The sequence below is a fragment of the Mycetocola sp. Y171 genome (genome assembly GCF_056713165.1).
Genome location: NZ_JBWYGX010000002.1, coordinates 997,930 through 1,018,449 on the forward strand (window position 1 = coordinate 997,930; position 20,520 = coordinate 1,018,449).

At 65.5% G+C, this 20,520-nt stretch carries 17 protein-coding genes; 10 read left to right on the forward strand and 7 right to left on the reverse strand.

Annotation, left to right across the window (positions count from 1 at the left end):
• Positions 1-6: 6 nt before the first annotated feature.
• Positions 7-678, reverse strand: a complete 672-nt coding sequence (locus tag AC1M2K_RS14450; RefSeq protein ID WP_480241494.1) for a protein-L-isoaspartate(D-aspartate) O-methyltransferase — start codon at positions 676-678, stop codon at positions 7-9.
• Positions 679-734: 56 nt separating this feature from the next.
• On the opposite strand from AC1M2K_RS14450, the gene uvrA reads away from it, so the two are divergent.
• The 10 genes from uvrA (at position 735) to AC1M2K_RS14500 (ending at position 12,040) form a co-directional block, all read left to right on the forward strand.
• The gene (uvrA, locus tag AC1M2K_RS14455; RefSeq protein ID WP_480236461.1) at positions 735-3,626 is read left to right on the forward strand and encodes an excinuclease ABC subunit UvrA; all 2,892 of its coding nucleotides are present in this window, start codon (positions 735-737) and stop codon (positions 3,624-3,626) included.
• Positions 3,627-5,513: an excinuclease ABC subunit UvrC gene (gene uvrC / locus AC1M2K_RS14460; RefSeq protein WP_480241495.1), complete on the forward strand. Its 1,887-nt coding sequence runs from the start codon at positions 3,627-3,629 to the stop codon at positions 5,511-5,513.
• A gap of 55 nt (positions 5,514-5,568) precedes the next feature.
• Positions 5,569-6,444 (forward strand): RNase adapter RapZ, encoded by an 876-nt coding sequence (rapZ, locus tag AC1M2K_RS14465; RefSeq protein WP_480241496.1) that lies wholly within the window; start codon positions 5,569-5,571, stop codon positions 6,442-6,444.
• 48 nt (positions 6,445-6,492) lie between these two features.
• Positions 6,493-7,473 (forward strand): DNA-binding protein WhiA, encoded by a 981-nt coding sequence (whiA, locus tag AC1M2K_RS14470; protein WP_480236458.1) that lies wholly within the window; start codon positions 6,493-6,495, stop codon positions 7,471-7,473.
• A 112-nt stretch (positions 7,474-7,585) separates the two neighbouring features.
• Positions 7,586-8,212: a superoxide dismutase gene (locus AC1M2K_RS14475; RefSeq protein WP_480236457.1), complete on the forward strand. Its 627-nt coding sequence runs from the start codon at positions 7,586-7,588 to the stop codon at positions 8,210-8,212.
• A 102-nt stretch (positions 8,213-8,314) separates the two neighbouring features.
• On the forward strand, positions 8,315-9,319 hold the full coding sequence (gene gap / locus AC1M2K_RS14480) for a type I glyceraldehyde-3-phosphate dehydrogenase (RefSeq protein ID WP_480236456.1): 1,005 nt from the start codon (positions 8,315-8,317) through the stop codon (positions 9,317-9,319).
• A 16-nt stretch (positions 9,320-9,335) separates the two neighbouring features.
• Positions 9,336-10,553 carry a phosphoglycerate kinase gene (locus AC1M2K_RS14485; protein WP_480241497.1) on the forward strand — a complete coding sequence of 406 codons (1,218 nt, stop codon included), beginning with the start codon at positions 9,336-9,338 and terminating at the stop codon, positions 10,551-10,553.
• On the forward strand, positions 10,541-11,344 hold the full coding sequence (gene tpiA, locus AC1M2K_RS14490; RefSeq protein WP_480236454.1) for a triose-phosphate isomerase: 804 nt from the start codon (positions 10,541-10,543) through the stop codon (positions 11,342-11,344). Before AC1M2K_RS14485 ends, tpiA begins: the two co-directional genes overlap by 13 nt.
• 70 nt (positions 11,345-11,414) lie before the next feature.
• Positions 11,415-11,666, forward strand: a complete 252-nt coding sequence (secG, locus tag AC1M2K_RS14495; protein ID WP_480236453.1) for a preprotein translocase subunit SecG — start codon at positions 11,415-11,417, stop codon at positions 11,664-11,666.
• Positions 11,667-11,674: 8 nt separating this feature from the next.
• Positions 11,675-12,040 carry an RNA polymerase-binding protein RbpA gene (locus AC1M2K_RS14500; protein ID WP_480236452.1) on the forward strand — a complete coding sequence of 122 codons (366 nt, stop codon included), beginning with the start codon at positions 11,675-11,677 and terminating at the stop codon, positions 12,038-12,040.
• 73 nt (positions 12,041-12,113) lie between these two features.
• On the opposite strand, the gene pgl is transcribed toward AC1M2K_RS14500, so the two are convergent.
• The 6 genes from pgl to tkt are packed head-to-tail and all read right to left on the reverse strand — an operon-like array spanning position 12,114 to position 20,254.
• A complete protein-coding gene (gene pgl / locus AC1M2K_RS14505) occupies positions 12,114-12,884 on the reverse strand; it encodes a 6-phosphogluconolactonase (RefSeq protein WP_480236451.1) in 771 nt (256 codons plus the stop codon).
• Between the two features lie 6 nt (positions 12,885-12,890).
• Entirely contained in the window at positions 12,891-13,844 is a 954-nt protein-coding gene (locus AC1M2K_RS14510; RefSeq protein ID WP_480241498.1) for a glucose-6-phosphate dehydrogenase assembly protein OpcA, read from the reverse strand.
• Complete coding sequence (gene zwf / locus AC1M2K_RS14515) at positions 13,841-15,385, reverse strand: glucose-6-phosphate dehydrogenase (RefSeq protein WP_480236449.1); 1,545 nt, start codon at positions 15,383-15,385, stop codon at positions 13,841-13,843. Before zwf ends, AC1M2K_RS14510 begins: the two co-directional genes overlap by 4 nt.
• A 36-nt stretch (positions 15,386-15,421) precedes the next feature.
• Positions 15,422-17,032: a glucose-6-phosphate isomerase gene (locus AC1M2K_RS14520; protein WP_480241499.1), complete on the reverse strand. Its 1,611-nt coding sequence runs from the start codon at positions 17,030-17,032 to the stop codon at positions 15,422-15,424.
• Positions 17,029-18,141 (reverse strand): transaldolase, encoded by a 1,113-nt coding sequence (tal, locus tag AC1M2K_RS14525; RefSeq protein ID WP_480241500.1) that lies wholly within the window; start codon positions 18,139-18,141, stop codon positions 17,029-17,031. The genes AC1M2K_RS14520 and tal overlap by 4 nt, the downstream gene beginning before the upstream one ends.
• A 22-nt stretch (positions 18,142-18,163) precedes the next feature.
• Complete coding sequence (gene tkt / locus AC1M2K_RS14530; protein ID WP_480241501.1) at positions 18,164-20,254, reverse strand: transketolase; 2,091 nt, start codon at positions 20,252-20,254, stop codon at positions 18,164-18,166.
• Positions 20,255-20,520 lie beyond the last annotated feature (266 nt).

Genomic DNA, 20,520 nt, shown 5'->3' on the forward strand with positions numbered 1-20,520 from the left:
CACGGGTCAGTCGTCCCGTTCCTCGAACATCGGCGCTCCGACCCCGTGTGCTCCGATGAGCGGGACGAAAGTGACGCCTCCGAGATCGTCGACCCGGGGCGTGCCATCCGTCCTCGTGATCCGCTGCAGTCGCTGGCCGAACCCCGGCGTCCCGACGGGCATCACGAGCCGGCCTCCCACGCGCACCTGGTCGAGCCACGGCGCAGGAACCCGCGGCGCGGCCGCCGCGGCCACGATCGCGTCGTATGGCGCTGCATCCGGCCAGCCCAGCGTCCCATCGCCGACGACGACCGTGACGTTGGAGTAGCCGAGCCGCTCGAGCACGCGGCTGGCAGCAGAGGCCAGGCCCTCGTGACGTTCGATCGAGACGATGTCTCCGGCGATCTCGGCCATCACGGCGGCCGCATAGCCCGAGCCTGTGCCGACGTCGAGCACGGAAGATGTTTCGTCGACCCGTGCGGCCTCGACGGTCAGCGCGACGATGTACGGTTGCGAGATCGTCTGCCCGTCACCGATCGGGAGCGGGTGATCTTCATACGCGCTCGCCCGGGAGTTCCTCAGCACGAACTCCTCCCGCGGGACGCGTCGCATGGCATCCAGCACGCGTTCGTCACGGATGCCACGCGCAGCGATCTGCTCCGACACCATCCTGTCCCGCTTGGCCGCATACGGGTCCATAGCTCATTGTCCACCCCGGGGACGGCGATGTCAGTGGGTCGACGTAGACTCAATGGGTGTCAATTTCGAAGGTAAATTCAGCCTCAAAACTCAGCGTCCGCGGTGCCCGCGTGCACAACCTGCACAACGTCGACCTCGACATCCCGAGGGACTCGCTCGTCGTGTTCACCGGCCTGTCCGGATCGGGCAAGTCGTCGCTCGCCTTCGACACGATTTTCGCCGAGGGGCAGCGACGCTACGTCGAATCCCTCTCGGCGTACGCCCGCCAGTTCCTCGGCCAGGTCGACCGGCCAGACGTCGACTTCATCGAGGGCCTGAGCCCCGCCGTGTCGATCGACCAGAAGTCGACGAACCGCAACCCGCGCTCCACGGTCGGCACGATCACCGAGGTCTACGACTACATGCGCCTCCTCTGGGCACGGATCGGCGTGCCGCACTGCCCCGTGTGCGGTGAGCCGATCCAACGTCAGACCGTGCAGCAGATCGCCGACCAGCTGATGGAACTCGAGCAGGGCACCAGATACATGGTGATGAGCCCCGTCGTCTCACAGAAGAAGGGCGAGTTCGTCGACCTCTTCAAGGAGCTCGCGGCAAAGGGCTTCGCTCGTGCCCTCGTCGACGGCGAGCAGATCCAGCTGAACGAGCCACCGGTCCTGAAGAAGTCGTACAAGCACGACATCTCCGTCGTCGTCGACCGCCTCGTCGCCGGGCCAGACGCCCTCAGCCGGCTCACGGATTCCCTCGAGACCGCCCTCGGCCTGACCGACGGACTGGTCCAGATCAAGCTTGTCGACGAAGAGGGTCCTGACTCGATCCGCTCATACAGCGAGAAACTGTCCTGTCCGAACAACCACCCGCTGCAACTCACCGAGATCGAACCGCGCACGTTCAGCTTCAACGCGCCGTTCGGCGCCTGCCCGGAGTGCTCCGGCCTCGGCACGCGGATGTCCGTCGACCAGGAACTCCTGATCGGCGACTCAGAGCTGAGCATCAACGACGGCGTGATCATCCCGTGGACGACTCAGGGCAAGGGTCTCTACCAGTACTACGAGAAGCTTCTCGAAGGTCTGGCCCGTGACCTCGGCTTCTCTCTCAAGACCCCGTGGAAGAAGCTTCCGAAGAACGTGCAGGAGGCTGTCCTCCGCGGCGAGAACTTCAAGGTCAAGGTCAAGTGGAAGAACCGCTACGGCCGTGAGGTGAGCTACACCTCCGGGTTCGAGGGCGTGATGCCGTACATCGAGCGTCAATACGCGCAGGCCGAGACCGATGTGCAGCGTGCCCGCTGGGCCGAATACCTCCGCGAGATCCCCTGCCCGGTGTGCGAGGGCAAGCGACTCAAGCCTGAGGTGCTGAGCGTCCTCATCCACGGCGCGAACATCGCAGATGTCGCCGAGCTGAGCCTCAGCGACGCCCGAGCGTTCATGGACCGGATGGAGCTGAGCGACCGGGAGGGCATGATCGCCGCCCAGGTGCTCCGCGAGATCAAGGTGCGCCTCGACTTCCTCATCCAGGTCGGGCTCAACTACCTGAACCTCTCCCGCAACGCCGGTTCATTGTCCGGAGGTGAGGCGCAGCGCATCCGCCTGGCCACACAGATCGGTTCAGGGCTCACCGGTGTGCTCTACGTGCTCGACGAACCGAGCATCGGCCTGCACCAGCGCGACAACCGCCGTCTCATCCAGACCCTGGTCACCCTGCGTGACCTCGGAAACACCCTCATCGTCGTCGAACACGACGAAGACACCATCCGGACGGCAGACTGGATCGTCGACATCGGCCCAGGCGCAGGGGTCAACGGCGGAAAAGTGGTCCACTCGGGCTCGTACGAAGACCTGGTCACGAACACTCGATCGCTCACCGGCGATTACCTGTCGGGGCGCAAGGAGATCGGCATCCCCGAGACCCGCCGGCCGATCGATCCCGAACGCATGATCACTGTGGTCGGCGCCGAGGCGAACAACCTGCGCAAGGTCACCGTCGATTTCCCGCTCGGCACGTTCACGGCCGTCACCGGCGTCAGCGGCTCGGGCAAATCGTCACTGGTCAACGACGTGCTCTACCGCGTCCTCGCGAACAAGCTCAACGGGGCGCGCAAGGTCCCCGGCAAGCACACGCGTGTCACCGGACTCGAACAGCTCGACAAAGTGATCCATGTCGACCAGGCGCCGATCGGCCGCACACCGCGCTCGAACCCGGCGACATACACCGGCGTTTTCGACCGCATCAGGAACCTGTTCTCCGAAACGATCGAGGCCAAGACCCGCGGCTACCTTCCCGGCCGGTTCAGCTTCAACGTCAAGGGCGGGCGCTGTGAGGCGTGCGCAGGCGACGGCACGATCAAGATCGAGATGAACTTCCTTCCCGACGTCTACGTGGCGTGCGAGGTGTGCGGGGGAGCACGGTACAACCGCGACACCCTCTCGGTGCACTACAAGGGCAAGAACATCGCTGAAGTGCTCGACATGCCCATCGCTGAGGCCGCGGAGTTCTTCGAGCCGATCACCTCGATCCACCGCTATCTCAAGACCCTGGTCGAAGTCGGCCTCGGCTATGTGCGTCTCGGCCAGAGCGCCACGACACTCTCCGGCGGTGAAGCACAGCGGGTGAAGCTGGCGACCGAACTCCAGAAGCGGACGAACGGCCGCAGCGTGTACGTTCTCGACGAACCGACCACTGGACTCCACTTCGAAGACGTGCGTAAGCTCCTCCTCGTGCTCAACAGCCTCGTCGACAAGGGAAACACGGTCATCGTCATCGAGCACAACCTCGACGTGATCAAATCGGCGGACTGGCTGATCGACCTCGGTCCCGAGGGCGGTGCAGGCGGTGGCCGCGTCCTCGCCACCGGAACACCTGAAAAGCTCGCCAACGTGAAGAAGAGCCACACCGGGTACTACCTCAAGGAAGTCCTGGAGGCCGGCGAGATCGTCGCCCGTAAGGCCGGATAGGTGAGATCGGCTCTGGCCTACCGGCCACGCCCAGGCGAGATTCCGACGAGCCCGGGTGTCTACCGGTTCCGCGACGACACCGGTCGGGTGCTCTACGTCGGCAAGGCGAAGAATCTCAGGGCGAGGCTCAGCAACTACTTCGCCCCGTTGCCGAGTCTGCACGAACGCACCAGGCGGATGGTCACCACCGCGACCGGCGTCGAATGGACCGTCGTGGGCAGCGACATCGACGCCCTCCAGCTGGAGTACACCTGGATCAAGGAGTTCGAGCCGCCGTTCAACGTCAAGTTCCGCGACGACAAGACGTACCCCTACCTCGCGGTGACCCTCGGGGATGAGGCTCCACGGGTGCTCGTCACCCGCAACCCGCGCATCCGAGGGGCGAAGTATTTCGGCCCGTACCCGAAGATCTGGGCGGTGCACGAGACCATCGACCTGATGATCAAGGCGTTCCCGATCCGCACCTGCTCTGACTCCAGTTACAAGCGGGCCATGCAGTCAGGACGCCCGTGTTTCCCCGGTCAGATCGGCCGCTGCGGCGGCCCATGCTCCGGGCGCGTGACCATCGAGGAACACCGCGCGATGGTCGACGATTTCGTCAGCTTCATGAACGGTAACGACAAACGCTTCGTCACGGAGGCCACGAAACGGATGCGTGAGGCCGCGGCCGTGCAGGACTACGAGTCAGCGGCCAGGTACCGCGACCGTCTCCAGGCGCTCGAGGCCGTGCTCGACAAGAGCGCCGTCGTGTTGAAGGACTCGGTCGACGCCGACCTGTTCGGACTCGCCCACGACGAACTGTCCGCCGCCGTGCAGCAGTTCATCGTCCGCTCGGGCAGGATCCGCGGTGTGCGGTCCTGGACCGTGGACAAGGAGCTCGACCTGTCGACCGCCGAACTCGTCGACAGCGTCCTGCAGCGGGCATACGACTCCGGCGGAATCGTCGACATCCCGCGTGAGATCCTCGTGCCGGAGCTCCCAGAGGATTCCGCCGAACTGGAGACCTGGCTTGCCGGCCTGCGAGGCAAGGGCAAGGTCAGGCTGCACACCGCCCAGCGCGGCGAGAAGGCCGCTCTCATGCAGACCGCCGAGATCAACGCGAAGAACTCGCTGATGCTCTACAAGACCAGGCGAAGCGCCGATTTCGTCGCGCGTTCCCAGGCGCTCACCGACATCCAGGATGCCATCGGGATGGATCAGGCACCGTTGCGCATCGAATGCTTCGACGTCTCGCACCTGTCGGGCACGAACATCGTGGCATCCATGGTCGTCTTCGAGGACGGACTGCCGAGGAAGGACCAGTACCGGCGCTTCGGAATCGCCGAGTCGAGCGACGATACCGAGTCGATCTACCAGGTGTTGTCCCGCCGGCTGGCCTACCTCACCGACCCGGAACCCGAACCAGACGTCGATGAAACCGGTGCAGACGCGGTGTCGAAGCCGCGCAAGTTCGCGTATCCGCCCCAGCTTCTCATCGTCGACGGCGGGCAACCGCAGGTGCAGGCGGCCCAGCGCGCCCTCGTCGAATCCGGCAGGACGGACATCCAGCTGGCAGGCATGGCCAAGCGGCTCGAGGAGATCTGGCTGCCTGACAACGACTACCCGGTGATCCTCCCGCGCAACTCCGAGGCCCTGTTCCTGCTCCAGCGGGTCCGCGACGAAGCACACCGCTTCGCCATCAGTTACCAGCGCACCAAACGCAAGAAGGACATCTCGAGCGTGCTCGCAGACATCCCCGGCCTCGGGCCGGCGCGGGTCAAGGCCCTGCTGCGTCATTTCGGCTCGGTCGCCAAGCTGCGCCAGGCGGCGCCTGAGGCGATCACCGAGGTCGCCGGCATCGGCCCGGCGCTGGCGACGACAATCCACGCCCAGTTGAACAGTCGGTAGGCTGGGGGAGCAGCCGCATCAGGCTGCGCGAGCAAATCGAAAGTGCAGGAAACCGGTGGACCAGCCGATCCCTCAGCAGGAAGTCTTGATCGTCACGGGCATGTCGGGTGCCGGCCGCTCCACAGTGGCCAACGCCCTGGAAGACCTGGACTGGTACGTGGTCGACAACCTTCCTCCGCAGATGCTCAGGCCTCTGATCGACCTGGCGGAACGCGCCGAGGGTGCTCTGCCCAGGATTGCTGCCGTCGTCGACGTCCGCGGCCGTGACTTCTTCAGCGACCTGCAGCAGATGATCCAGTCGCTGCGCTCGGGCACGAAACTCCGGGTCGTCTTCCTCGATGCTACGGATGCCGCACTCGTGCGCCGGTTCGACGCGGTGCGTCGCCCGCACCCGCTGCAGGGCGGCGGCACCATCCTCGACGGAATCACCAGTGAGCGTGCCAGGCTCGCCACCATCCGTGAATCCAGCGACATCGTCATCGATACCTCCGACCTCAACGTGCACCAGCTGGCCACGAAGACATCCGAGCTGTTCGCCGCTGAGGGCACGCCGGGCGTGAAACTCACAGTGATGAGTTTCGGCTTCAAGTACGGCCTTCCCTCTGACGCGGACACTGTCGCTGACGCCCGGTTCCTGCCCAACCCGTTTTGGGTTCCCGACTTGCGGGCGCATACTGGACTGGACGCCGAAGTCAGCGACTTCGTACTCAACCAGCCGGGCGCCAGGGAGTTCCTGGACAGCTATGCCGCGGCACTCGCACCGGTTCTTGCCGGTTACCAGCGGGAGAACAAACGATTCGCCACCTTCGCAATCGGGTGCACCGGCGGAAAGCATCGCTCGGTCGCGCTCGCACTGCAGCTCGCCGACAAACTCGCTGAGCAGCCCGGTGTCGCCGTCAGCGTCAAGCATCGCGACCTCGGTCGCGAGTAGACCAGCGGCACAGACGATCACACATGAACACACGAGATGGGACAACGATTGGCACTGACTGCTGAGGTCAAAGAAGAACTGGCCGGAATCGTGGAAGCGAAGACGGCCGTGCGGGCAGCGGAGCTCACCTCGATCCTGCGCTTCAGCGGCGGACTCCACCTCATCTCGAGTCGCATCGCCATTGAGAGCGAACTCGACACTCCGCAGCTGGCCCGTCGCATCCGCAAGGATCTCGCCGAACTGTACGGCGTCCGCAGCGAAGTCAGCATGATCAGCGGCTCAGGCACCCGCCGCGGGGAGAGCTATCTCGTGCGGGTCCAGGACGGCGGGGAGACTCTCGCCAGGCAGACCGGACTGCTCGACGCACGACGCCGCCCGATCCGCGGCCTGCCCAACCGGCTCACAACGGGCACGAGGGCCGAGCTCGCCGCCGTGTGGCGCGGCGCGTTCCTCGCAGCGGGCACCCTCACCGATCCCGGCCGCTCCGCCGCACTGGAGATCACCTGCCCGGGCAACGAATCGGCCATGGCGCTCGTCGGCGCAGCAGGTCGCCTCGGCGTCGCCTCGAAAGCGCGAGAGGTCCGCGGTGTGCACCGTGTCGTCATCCGTGACGGCGAAGCGATCAGCGCCATGCTCGTGCTCATGGGAGCTCATGCCACCGTGAAGGCGTGGGAGGACCTCCGGCAGCGTCGTGAGGTCCGGGCGACAGCCAACCGCCTCGTCAACTTCGACGACGCCAACCTGCGCCGCTCGGCACAGGCAGCAGTCGCGGCGTGCGCGCGGGTCGAACGCGCCATGGAGATCCTGGCAGACGACATCCCCGAGCACCTCAGGTACGCGGGGGAGCTCCGCCTGCGATTCCGGGACTCGAGCCTCGACGAGCTCGGTCACCACGCCGACCCGCCCATGACGAAGGATGCCATCGCCGGCCGGATCCGTCGCCTCCTCGCCATGGCAGACAAACGGGCACAGGACCTCGGGCTCCCCGGCACGGATGCGAACCTGCCGCCTGACCTCGACGACGTCTGATCTGTCACAGTTGGCACGCACGCGCCGATGTCCTGAACGACCTGACTAGACTGGAAAGGTCGTTCACAGCCGCGCCAACAGCGGCCAGCGGCACAAGAAGAGGAGAGAAACAATGGCTGATTACACCCTCCCTGACCTCGGTTACGACTACTCGGCACTCGAGCCGAGCATCTCTGGGGCCATCATGGAATTGCACCACTCGAAGCACCACCAGGCATATGTGACTGGTGCGAACACCGCCCTCGCACAGCTCGCTGAAGCTCGCGACTCGGACAACCTCGCCAACGTGAACAAGCTCCAGAAGGACCTCGCGTTCAACCTGGGCGGACACGTCAACCACTCGATCTTCTGGACCAACCTCTCGCCCAACGGCGGAGACAAGCCCACCGGCGAACTCGCCGCTGCGATCGACGACAACTTCGGTTCGTTCGACAAGTTCCGCGCCCACTTCACCGCTGCAGCGCTCGGCGTGCAGGGCTCAGGATGGGCCGCCCTCGTCTGGGATTCGATCGGGCAGAAGCTCATCGTCCAGCAGTTCTTCGACCAGCAGTCGAACTTCGCCGCGGGCACCGTCCCCGTCCTGCTTCTCGACGTCTGGGAGCACGCCTACTACCTCGACTACAAGAACGTCCGTGCCGACTACGTCAAGGCGTTCTGGAACATCACCAACTGGGAGAACGTCTCTGAACGTTTCGTGACGGCTCGCGAGAAGACCTCCGGGCTGCTGCTACTGTCATAACCGACGAGGTCGTCCGGGGTTCACCCGGACGACCTTTCCCTTCTTCCGACCACAACTGCACAACAAACACGCGCTTCGGCGCCTCAGCAACAGGAGAGATCCTTGTCCGTAAAGATCGGTATCAACGGGTTCGGCCGCATCGGCCGTAACTACTTCCGCGCAGCTCTCGCCAAGGGCAGCGACCTCGAAATTGTCGCGGTCAACGACCTCACCGACAACAAGACCCTCGCCCACCTTCTGAAGTACGACTCCATCAACGGGCGCCTCGACGCCACAGTGGAGTACGACGAAGAGAAGATCACGGTCGACGGCAAGGCCATCAAGGTCTTCTCGGAGCGCGACCCGGCCAACCTCCCCTGGGGTGAACTGGGTGTCGACATCGTCATCGAGTCCACCGGTTTCTTCACCAAGGCCGTCGACGCGAAGAAGCACATCGCCGCAGGCGCCAAGAAGGTCCTCATCTCCGCACCGGCAACGGGCGAAGACGCCACCTTCGTCATCGGCGTCAACGAGGACCTGTACGACCCGGCAAACCACCACATCATCTCGAACGCCTCCTGCACGACGAACTGCCTCGCGCCGCTCGCCAAGGTGTTCAACGATGAGTTCGGTATCGAACGCGGCCTGATGACCACCGTTCACGCGTACACCGCTGACCAGAACCTCCAGGACGGCCCGCACAGCGACCTGCGTCGTGCCCGTGCCGCCGCTGTCAACATCGTCCCGACCTCGACCGGTGCAGCGAAGGCCATCGGCCTCGTCCTACCCGAGCTCAAGGGCAAGCTCGACGGCTTCGCGCTGCGCGTTCCTGTGCCGACCGGTTCGATCACCGACCTCACGGTCGAGTCGTCGCGCCCCGTCACCGTCGAGGAAATCAAGGCCGCGTACAAGGCTGCAGCAGAGGGACCGCTCAAGGGCATCCTCAAGTACACCGAAGACGAGATCGTCTCGAGCGACATCGTCTCCGACCCGCACTCGTCGATCTTCGACGCCGGCCTGCTGCGTGTCATGGGCAACCAGGTCAAGCTGGTGAGCTGGTACGACAACGAATGGGGCTACTCCAACCGTCTCGTCGACCTCACCGAGTACGTCGCAGACCGTCTCTAGAGACGATCACCAAGCCGTGTCGCTTCGTACACTCGAATCGCTGGGCTCGCTCGCCGGCACGCGCGTCGTCGTCAGGTGTGACCTCAATGTTCCTCTCAAGGACGGGGTCATCACCGACGACGGGCGCGTGCGGGCGTCGCTTCCCACTCTGAACGCCCTGCTCAGCCAGGGCGCACGCGTCGTCGTCGTCTCCCACCTGGGCAGGCCCGATGGCGCACCGGACGACAGGTACAGCCTCGCCCCTGTGGCGCAGCGCCTGTCCGAACTCCTCGGCTCAGCCGTCACGTTCGCCTCCGACACCGTCGGCCAGGCCGCTCAGGATGCCGTCGACTCCCTCGGGAACGGTGACATCGCCGTTCTCGAGAACCTCCGCTTCAACCCGGGAGAGACGAGCAAGGACGAATCCGAGCGCACCGCCTTCGCAGAGAAGCTCGCCGCGTTCGGCGATTCCTTCGTCTCAGACGGGTTCGGAGTCGTCCACCGCAAGCAGGCGAGCGTCTACGAGCTGCCCAAGCTCCTGCCGAGTGCGGCCGGCCTGCTCATCTCCACCGAGCTCGATGTCCTCGACCGCCTCACCGAATCGCCTGAGCGCCCGTACGCGGTCGTCCTCGGCGGTTCGAAGGTGTCGGACAAGCTCGGTGTCATCGGACACCTGCTTCCCCGGGTCGACACGCTCCTCATCGGCGGAGGGATGCTGTTCACGTTCCTCGCAGCGCAGGGGCACAAGGTCGGCTCGAGCCTGCTCGAGGAAGACCAGATCGACACCGTGAAGGGGTACCTGTCCGAAGCCGAGAAGCTCGGCGTCGAGATCGTACTCCCGACGGATGTCGTCGTGGCCGCGTCGTTCAGCGCTGACGCCGACCACGTCGTCCAGCCCGCTGACGCGATCGAGGACACCCCGTTCGGTGCGTCTGGCCTCGGCCTGGACATCGGACCGGAGACAGCCGCCCGCTTCGCCGGGATCATCCGTTCATCGAAGACGGTGTTCTGGAACGGCCCGATGGGCGTGTTCGAGCTCGCACCGTTCGCCGCAGGAACGAAGACGGTCGCCCAGTCCCTCACCGAGGTCGACGGCCTCAGCGTCGTCGGCGGAGGAGATTCCGCAGCTGCGGTTCGGGCACTCGGCTTCGATGACGATCAATTCGGACACATATCGACCGGAGGTGGCGCGAGTCTCGAGTTCCTCGAGGGCAAGCGGCTTCCCGGACTGGAGATTTTGGGATGGCAACAGTGACCTCGTCAGTACGCAGGACCCCGCTCATCGCTGGGAACTGGAAGATGAACCTGGACCACCTCCAGGCGATCGCGTTCGTTCAGAAACTCGCCTGGGGTCTCGCAGACGCCAAGCACGACGTGTCCACGGTCGAGGTGGCGGTGTTCCCGCCATACACCGACCTGCGCAGCGTGCAGACGCTCGTCTCGGCGGACAAGCTGCCGATCGCCTTCGGAGCGCAGGACCTGTCAGCGCACGACTCAGGTGCGTACACGGGGGAGATCTCCGGCGCGTTCCTGTCAGCGCTCGACTGCCGCTACGTGATCATCGGGCACTCCGAGCGGCGTACGCTGCACGGTGAGTCCGACGACGACGTCGCCGCAAAGGTCACCGCAGCGCTCAAGCACAACCTTGCTCCGATCATCTGTGTCGGGGAGACCGCCGAAGACCTGGAGACGCACGGCCCGAGCGCCGTTCCCGTCGCCCAGCTTCGTGCGGCACTCGCCGGGATCTCGTCTACGGTGGACATCGTCGTGGCGTACGAGCCGGTCTGGGCCATCGGCTCCGGCCAGGCAGCAACGCCTGAGCAGGCCGAACAGGTCGCTGCAGCTCTGCGTGCCGTCCTCGTCGAGACGCTCGGTGATGACGTCGCCGCGAAGACCCGCATCCTCTACGGTGGTTCGGTGAAGGCATCCAACATCGCCGGATTCATGCGGGAACCAAACGTCGATGGTGCTCTCGTCGGCGGTGCCAGCCTCGACCTGAACGAGTTCACGAGCATCGTGCGCTACCAGAAGCACGTGGGACTGTAGCACCCGCACGCTCACGCTATAATTGAGGGCGGTTCATGGAACTCCATGGCCGCCACATGAAAGGTCCTTTGTGGAGATACTTCAGGTCGTTCTGCAGGTGGTGCTCGGTATCACGAGCCTCCTGCTCACATTCCTCATCCTCTTGCACAAGGGGCGCGGCGGTGGGCTGTCGGATATGTTCGGCGGTGGCATGGGATCGAGCCTCGGTTCGTCCGGAGTCGCCGAGCGTAACCTCAACCGGTTCACGGTCGTACTCAGTCTCGTTTGGTTCAGCTCGATCGTGGCGCTTGGTCTCATCACCAAGTTCACCTCGGGCGCGTAGGAGGACATATGGCTGCCGGAGGTAGCGCAATTCGCGGTTCACGCGTCGGGGCTGGCCCCATGGGTGAACAGGATCACGGTTTCCATGCGGAACGGGTAGCGGTGTCGTACTGGGACATCCTCGGGAATGAGACGGTTCGGCATTTCGCTGCGAGCCTCCCAGACGAGGAGATCCCCGAGATCATCGACAGCCCGTCTTCCGGCCTGCCTGCAGGGCGTGACAGGGCCAACCCGCCCGAGGTCGCCAAGCTGGAGCCGTACAAGACTCACCTGGCCTATGTGAAGGAGCGTCGCACCGAGGAAGAGGCGGAAGCCCTTCTCGATGAGGCACTGCAACAGCTGCGCGCCCGCCGCGGAACCGCGTCAGCCCAGTAGCACTTCGTTCCGGCTTGCCGGAGCACGAGAAGAGCCCCTGTCGATTCGACAGGGGCTCTTCTCGTGTTCGGTGTCAGTAGGTCGGAGCGATGAGGCTTTCGGGGACCTCGGACGCAGCATCCGAGTCGACGAAGAAGACGGTGCGCTTGCGCCCCTTCATCCCGGCGATCGGAACCTCTGTGTACGCAGCGCCGGCCAGGGCGAGTCCGAGAACCGACGCCTTGTCTGCTCCTGACAGCTCCACCCAGATCCGCTGTGACGAGTTGATCGCCGGACGGGTCAGGCTGATCCGCTCAGCGGGAGGCTTGGGGGAGTTACGCACGGCGACGACGGTGGCGTCGCGTTCGAGCACCTCGGGGCGGTCAGGGAACAAGGACGCCGTGTGGCCGTCAGGCCCGACACCGAGGAAGGTGATGTCGAAGCGGGGGAGTCCTCCTTCACCGTCCGCGTGCCGCGCCAGCTCGTCCGCATACGCTGCCGCGGCCTGATCGAGGTCGAGCTCCCCGCCGGACGCCGGGCAGGTGTGCACGTTCTCCGCGGGGATGTCGAGGTGGTCGATCAGCGCTTCGCGCGCCTTCACGTCGTTGCGCTCGGCATCGCCTGCCGGGAGCCAGCGTTCGTCACCCCACCAGAAGTGGACGCGTGACCAGTCGACGCTGTCACGAGCGGGAGACGCGTTGATGGTGGCAAGGACCTTGATGGCGATGCGCCCGCCCTCCAGCACGATGTTGACCCGATCGTTCTCATCCAGCAGGTCGACGGTCTTCGTCAGGAACCGCGCTGTGATGGAGGCGGCCAGGGCGTCGCTGTCTGAGTGTACAAGCACGCGTCGTTCGTTGGTCATTCAGTCTTACCTTTCCGCGGCGGCGGTCTCGGCTCCGAGTTGTCGCACACCCTTGGTGATCACTTCACCGTACAACGGATCGGGGTCGAGCCTGCGCAACTCCTCGGCGAGGCAGTCCCTGAGGCTGCGCCGTGGCAGCGTCAGCTCCTGGGTCGGCTGGTTCGGCTGCGTGAGCTCGGCGATCGCGTCGAACGGGCGCTCGAGGACGATGTCGCCACTCGCGCGGGACAGCCGAACGCCGTGGATGCCGGTATCACCTGAACCGCGCGGGGTCAGTTCCTGCACCACCTCGACCTGGAGCTGCATCTGCAGCCACGCGGCGAGGAGGACCGTCGACGCCGAATCCGACGCGCCGGAGACGGTCACTCCGGTCACCGGTTCGTACGGCGGCTGGTCGAGAACGGCTGCGAGCTGCGCCCGCCACAGGGTGAGCCTCGTCCAGGCGAAGTCGGTGTCACCCGGCGCGTACGAGCCGGACAGGTCGACGAGCGCTGCATGCGGGTCTTCGTGTTCGGAGGCGTCGGTGATCCTGCGCTGGGCGATGTGCCCGATGGCTGTCTTCGCTACGTCTGCGGGTGCTTCGATCGGCCACCAGGCCACGACGGGTGCGTCGGGCAGTAGGAGGCCGTTGACGAGGCTCTCCTCGTTGCTCGCGGCGTCGCCGTAGGCGCGGAGGATGATGACCTCACTGGCCCCCGCATCGCCTCCGACACGGATCTGGGCATCGATTCTCTCGGCTTCCCCTGCGTCATCGGGGATCCTGGAGAGCACGAGAACGCGCATCGGATGCTCGCGGGAGGCGTCGTTGGCGGCCTCGATGGCCTCCTCTTCCTCACCGAACTGGGAAACGATGACCAGCGTGAGAACCCGGCCGAGCGCGACGGCTCCACCGTCCTCACGCAGGGTGACGAGTTTCTTCGACAGCTTGCTGATCGTTGTGTCGGGCAGATCGACTATCATGGTCGCCTCCAGGTGCGTCCGTCGCGCGCGAGGAGCGCGTCGGCGGATGCCGGACCCCACGAGCCCGGCTGGTACTGTTCGAGCGGTCCGCCCTGGGCGGCCCAGTATTCTTCGATCGGGTCGAGGATCTTCCACGACAGTTCGACTTCCTGGTGACGGGGGAACAGCGGCGGGTCGCCGAGCAGCACGTCGAGGATGAGTCGTTCGTAGGCCTCGGGGCTGGCCTCGGTGAAGGCGTGCCCGTAGCCGAAGTCCATGGTGACGTCGCGCACCTGGGTGCCTGCGCCCGGGACCTTCGAGCCGAAACGGATGGTCACACCCTCGTCGGGCTGGACCCGGATCACGAGGGCGTTCTGGCCGAGCTCGGAGGTCTGGCTCTCGGCGAAGAGGAACTGGGGAGCGCGCTTGAACACCACGGCGATCTCGGTCACCCGGCGTCCGAGGCGCTTACCTGCCCGCAGGTAGAAAGGGACGCCGTCCCAGCGCCTGGTCTTGATGTCGAGCCGCATGGCTGCATAGGTCTCGGTCGTCGATTCGGGGGCCATGCCGTCTTCCTCGAGGAATCCGGGGACCTTCTCGCCGCCCTGCCACCCGCCGGCGTACTGTCCGCGCGCCGTGGCCGTGCCGAGGTCCTCGGGCAGGCTGACCGCCGCGAGAACCTTCTCCTTCTCTGCGCGAAGATCCTTGGCGTCGAACGAGAGCGGCTCCTCCATGGCGGTGAGGGCCAGAAGCTGGAGGATGTGGTTCTGGATGACGTCGCGAGCGGCACCGATTCCGTCGTAGTACCCGGCCCGTCCGCCGACTCCGATGTCCTCGGCCATGCTGATCTGCACGTGGTCGACGAAGTGCGAGTTCCAGATCGGTTCGAACATCTGGTTGGCGAAACGCAGCGCCAGGATGTTCTGCACCGTCTCCTTGCCCAGGTAGTGGTCGATCCGGAACACGGAGTCAGCGGGGAAGACCGACTCGACGACCGCGTTCAGTTCACGGGCGGTCTTCAGGTCGGATCCGAACGGCTTCTCGATGACGACTCGGCGCCACTGGCCCTCGCTCGCGTCCGCGAGGCCCGAGCGCCGAAGCTGCTCGGTCACCTCGGGGAACGCCTTCGGCGGGATCGAGAGGTAGAACGCGTGGTTTCCCATCGTTCCGCGTTCCTCGTCGAGCTTCTCCACCGTTTCCTTGAGGTGCTCGAATGCCGCGTCGTCACCGAATTCACCCGAAACGAAACGGATGCCCTGGGCGAGCTGCTTCCACACCTCCTCCCGGTACTCCGTCCGTGCGTACGCCTTCACGGCGTCATGCACGACCTGTTCGAAGTCCTGGTCCTCCCAGTCCCGCCTGGCGAACCCGACCAGCGAGAACCCGGGGGGAAGGAGTCCGCGGTTCGCCAGGTCGTAGACGGCAGGCATCAGCTTCTTGCGAGACAGGTCACCTGTCACGCCGAAGATGATGAGGCCGCTCGGCCCGGCGATGCGGTTCAGTCGGCGATCGGAATCCACCCGCAGCGGGTTGAACTCCGGGGTGATATCCACGGGGGACATACGGCTCCTCGGTAACGGCGGACCAACCAGCGTGAGCTAGTTGATCGCCTCGAACAGTGACACGATGTTGTTGTCAGGGTCGGTCAGGTTCAACGTGACGACCGGGCGACCGGCATCCGCGAGAACGCTGCCGTCACCCTGTGCCTGGGCCTGGATCAGCTGGCCGAAGGTGAACGGGCGGCCGGGGACCTCGAGGTCGACCGGTGATTCCTGGGTGATCTGCAGGAAGACGCCGACAGCGGGTCCGCCCTTGTGGAACTGCCCCGTGGAGTGCAGGAAGCGCGGGCCCCAGCCGAACGTGACCGGGCGACCGGCGATTCCGGCGAGCATGCCGCGGACACCCTCGAGCTGAGGAAGCGCGACACGGTCGACGTATGCCTGCACCGAGAGGTAGCCGTTGTCATCGAGTCGGCCGATCAGAGCGTCGATGGCTTCCTTGACCGTCGAGACCCCGGCGAGGACGTCGGCGTCGCCGCGCACCTCGATGCCGTTCTCAACGAACAGGGGAGCGGTGGGCTCCGGGCGGGCGTCCAGCAGGCCACGGGTCGCGATCTTCGCAGACTCGACGTCCGGCTGGTCGAAGGGGTTGATCCCGAGGATGCGGCCGGCGATGACTGTGGCGTACTCCCAGACGAGGATCTGCGCTCCGAGGGTGCCCGACACGAGGATCTCGCCCTTGTGGCGGTCGTGCGGGAACAGGTGCAGCGTTCCCGCGTCGTCCACGAGACGGACAACCTGGACGTCGTCGTACGAACCGGAGATCTCCGGGGCCACGGTGTCCACCACGACGGGCAGAAGACCTGTGCCCTGTTTGCCCGTCGATTCGGCGATGAGCTGCTCGGCCCAGTCGGCGAACCCGACGATGTGGGTTCCGTCTGCGACGATGGCGAGCTTGTCTCGCAACGGCGACGTGCCGGCGATGGCGGCACCGAGGATGAGCCCCGGGTTGTGCTTGTCATCGATCGACAGTTCGACGGCGACCGAGTCTGCCTCGTCGAGGAGCGCCCCGACATCCACTCCGGCAAGTCCGGAGGGGACGAGTCCGAATGCCGTGAGAGCCGAGTACCGGCCTCCGACGTTCGGGTCGGCGTTGAAGACACGGTAACCCGCTTCACGCGCGGACGCGTCGAGCGGCGAGCCCGGGTCTGTGACCACGATGATGCGGCCGCGCGGGTCGATGCCCGCGTCGGTGAACGCCTTCTCGTATGCCCGACGCTGGCTGTCGGTTTCGACGGTCGAGCCAGACTTGGACGACACGACGAGGGCGGATGCTTCCAGCCGGTCGGCCAGTGCGGAGAGGACCTGGCCGGGGGCGGTCGAGTCGAGAACCGTGAGGTTCCCGCCGAGCGTCCGCGTGATGACCTCTGGCGCGAGCGACGAGCCACCCATGCCTGCGAGGACGATGTGCTCGACCCCTGCTGCGGTGAGCTCGGCGCGGAGCGTCTCGATCTCGGCCACGAGCGGGCGGGAGACCGTGGTCGCCTCGGTCCAGCCGAGACGCTTGCCTGCTTCGTCCTCAGCCGCAGGACCCCACAGCGCGGCGTCCTGCCCGGTGATCCCCGACGCGACCATGTCGGTCACGAGGGTGGGGACCACCGCGTCGACGGCGGCCTTGGCGGCGCCGGAGACGTGGATCTTGAAGCTCATTTTGCGGCCGCCAGAGCTGCGGTGACCGTCTCGAGCAGCTCGTCCCATGACACGATGAACTTCTCGACGCCCTCCTTCTCCAGGAGAGCGGTCACCTCGTCGTACGAGATGCCGAGGCCGGCGAGCTTGTCGAGGACCTTGTTGGCTTCGTCGTACGAGCCGGTGACGCTGTCGCCGTCGATCTGGCCGTGGTCGAACGTCGCCTCGAGGGTCTTCTCGGGCATGGTGTTCACGACACCGTCTGCGACGAGCTGCGTGACGTACAGCGTGTCGGGAAGGCTCGGGTCCTTCACACCGGTCGAGGCCCAGAGCGGGCGCTGCTTGTTGGCGCCAGCCGCGAGAAGGCCAGCGGCCCGCTCGGACGCGAACATCTGCTCGAACGCTTCATAGGCGAGCTGCGCGTTCGCGACGCCGGCCTTGCTCTTGAGGCCGAGTGCCTCGTCGGTGCCGATGGCCGTGAGCCGCTTGTCGATCTCGGTGTCGACGCGCGACACGAAGAAGGAGGCGACCGAGTGGATGGTCGACAGGTCGATCCCTGCCGCCTTCGCCTGCTCGAGACCGGTGAGGTACGCGTTCATGACCTCGCGGTAACGCTGCAGGCTGAAGATCAGGGTCACGTTGACGCTGATGCCCGCGGCGATCGTGGCGGTGATGGCCTCGAGGCCGGCGATGGTCGCCGGGATCTTGATCATCACGTTGGGCTTGTCGATCTTCGCCCACAGCTGCTTCGCCTCGCTGATGGTGCCTGCGGCGTCGTGGGCGAGGTTCGGCTCGACCTCGATCGAGACCCGGCCGTCGAAGCCGTTGGAGGCGTCGTAGACCGGCCGGAAGATGTCTGCTGCACGGGAGACGTCAGCCGTGGTGATCTCGAAGACCGACTCGGTGACATCCTTGCCCGCAGCTGCGAGCTCGGAGACCTGCTCCGCGTAGCTCTCGCCGTTGCTGAGGGCACCGGCGAAGATCGTCGGGTTGGTGGTGACGCCGACGACGTTGCGGGTGTCGATGAGCTGCTGCAGGCTGCCGGAGTCCATGCGGCCTCTGGACAGGTCGTCGAGCCAGATGCTGACGCCGGCGGCGGAGAGCTGGGCGGTGGGGGTGGATTCAGTCATGTTCTTCTCCTTGTGCCCGGCGCTACTTGCCGAGCGATTCTTTTGCGGCGGCGACGACGGCTTCAGTGGTGATGCCGAACTCGCGGAACAGCGTCTTGTAGTCGGCGGATGCTCCGAAGTGCTCGATCGACACGGAGCGGCCGGCGTCTCCGACGATGTCCCTCCAGGTCAACGCAAGTCCGGCCTCAACCGATACCCGGGCGGTGATCGCACGGGGGAGGACCTTCTCCTGGTACGCGGCATCCTGCTCTTCGAACCATTCGAGGCAGGGGACCGAGACGACACGGGCGTTCACGCCGTCGGCCTTGAGCGCTTCACGCGCTTCGACAGCGAGGTGCACCTCTGAGCCGGTGGCGATGAGGATCACGTCTGGCGTGCCGTTCGGCGCCTCGGCGAGGATGTACGCGCCCTTGGACACGTTCGATGCCGCCGCGAAGGTCTCACCGGAGGCTTCACCTTCGCCACGCTCGAACACGGGGATGTTCTGACGGGTCAGGGCGATGCCTGCAGGGCCACCCCGGCGGGCGAGGATCTCCTGCCAGGCGTAACCGACCTCGTTCGCGTCGCCGGGGCGGACGACGGCGAGGTTCGGGATCGCACGGAGCGTTGCCAGCTGCTCGATCGGCTGGTGCGTCGGGCCGTCTTCGCCGAGTGCGACGGAGTCGTGAGTCCAGACGAAGATCGACGGCACGTTCATCAGCGCGGCCAGACGGACGGCCGGACGCATGTAGTCGCTGAAGATCAGGAACGTTCCACCGTACGAGCGGGTCGGACCGTGAAGGGCGATGCCGTTGAGGATGGCGCCCATCGCGTGCTCACGAATACCGAAATGCAGCACACGGCCGTGCTTGTTGCCTGTCCACTCGTGGGTCGAGTGCTCGCTCGGAACGAACGATGCAGCACCCTCGATGGTCGTGTTGTTGGACTCGGCGAGGTCGGCTGAGCCGCCCCAGAGCTCGGGGATGACGGGGCCGAGGGCATTGAGGACCTTGCCGGATGCCGCACGGGTCGACACGTCCTTGCCCGGTTCGAAGACAGGGAGGGCGTCTTCGACACCGTCGGGCAGCTCGCCGGAGAGGAGGCGCTCGAGAAGGGCTGCCTTGTCCGGGTTCGCCGTTGACCAGGCGTCGAAGCCCTTCTGCCACTCTTCACGGTCAGCACGCCCACGTTCGACGGCCTTGCGGGTGTGGGCGAGGACCTCGTCCGCGACGACGAAGCTCTCTGCCGGGTCGAAGCCGAGGACTTCCTTCACCGCGGCGAGTTCGTCTGCGCCGAGAGCCGAACCGTGGATCTTTCCGGTGTTCTGCTTCTTCGGGCTGGGCCAGCCGATGATCGTGCGGAGGATGATGAGCGACGGACGGTCGGTCTCGGCCTTGGCCGCTTCGATCGCGTCGTTGAGTGCGTGGAGGTCTTCGACGTACTCGCCGGTCTTCTTCCAGTCGACCGTCTGGACGTGCCAGTGGTACGCCTCGTAGCGCTTGGCGACGTCCTCGGTGAAGGCGATGTTCGTGTCGTCCTCGATCGAGATCTGGTTGCTGTCGTAGATGGCGATGAGATTGCCGAGCTGCTGGTGGCCCGCGAGCGAGGATGCCTCGCTCGTGATGCCTTCCTGCAGGTCGCCGTCGCCGGCGATCACGTAGACGAAGTGATCGAAGGGGCTCTTGCCCTGTGCGGTGTCCGGGTCGAGCAGGCCGCGCTCGAAGCGCGAGGCGTACGCGAAGCCGACCGCAGAGGCGAGTCCCTGGCCGAGCGGCCCCGTGGTGATCTCGACGCCGTCGGTGTGACCGTATTCCGGGTGGCCGGGCGTGAGCGAACCCCAGGTGCGGAGCGCCTTGAGGTCTTCGAGCTCCAGCCCGTATCCGCCGAGGTAGAGCTGGACGTACTGCGTCAGCGAGCTGTGACCGACGGACAGCACGAAGCGGTCCCGTCCGAGCCAGTGCTGGTCGCTCGGGTCACGGCGCATGACCTTCTGGAAGAGCAGGTAAGCGGCAGGAGCAAGGCTCATGGCCGTTCCCGGGTGGCCGTTGCCGACCTTCTCTACCGCATCCGCTGCAAGGAGGCGGGCGGTGTCTACCGCCGTGTTGTCAATGGAATCCCATTGCAAAGCTGCCACTTTAGTGACCCTTCTGATCGGAATCGTCGGGCCATCTCTGACCCGCCGACTGAGCGCGAAACACGCACATTGGCTTCATTGGCTCCGCCGGACACATCTCACCCCTGAACGAACAGGGGGAGTGGGCGCCTCGAACGGTTTGGCGAGCACTCCCAGTATACGGAAAGGGCATGTCGACACCGTGATGATTACGACGAACCGGCCGTGCGGAGCATCCTGGAGGCCGTCTGCGGAGAGCATCGCCTAGAATGAGGGGGCAATCCACC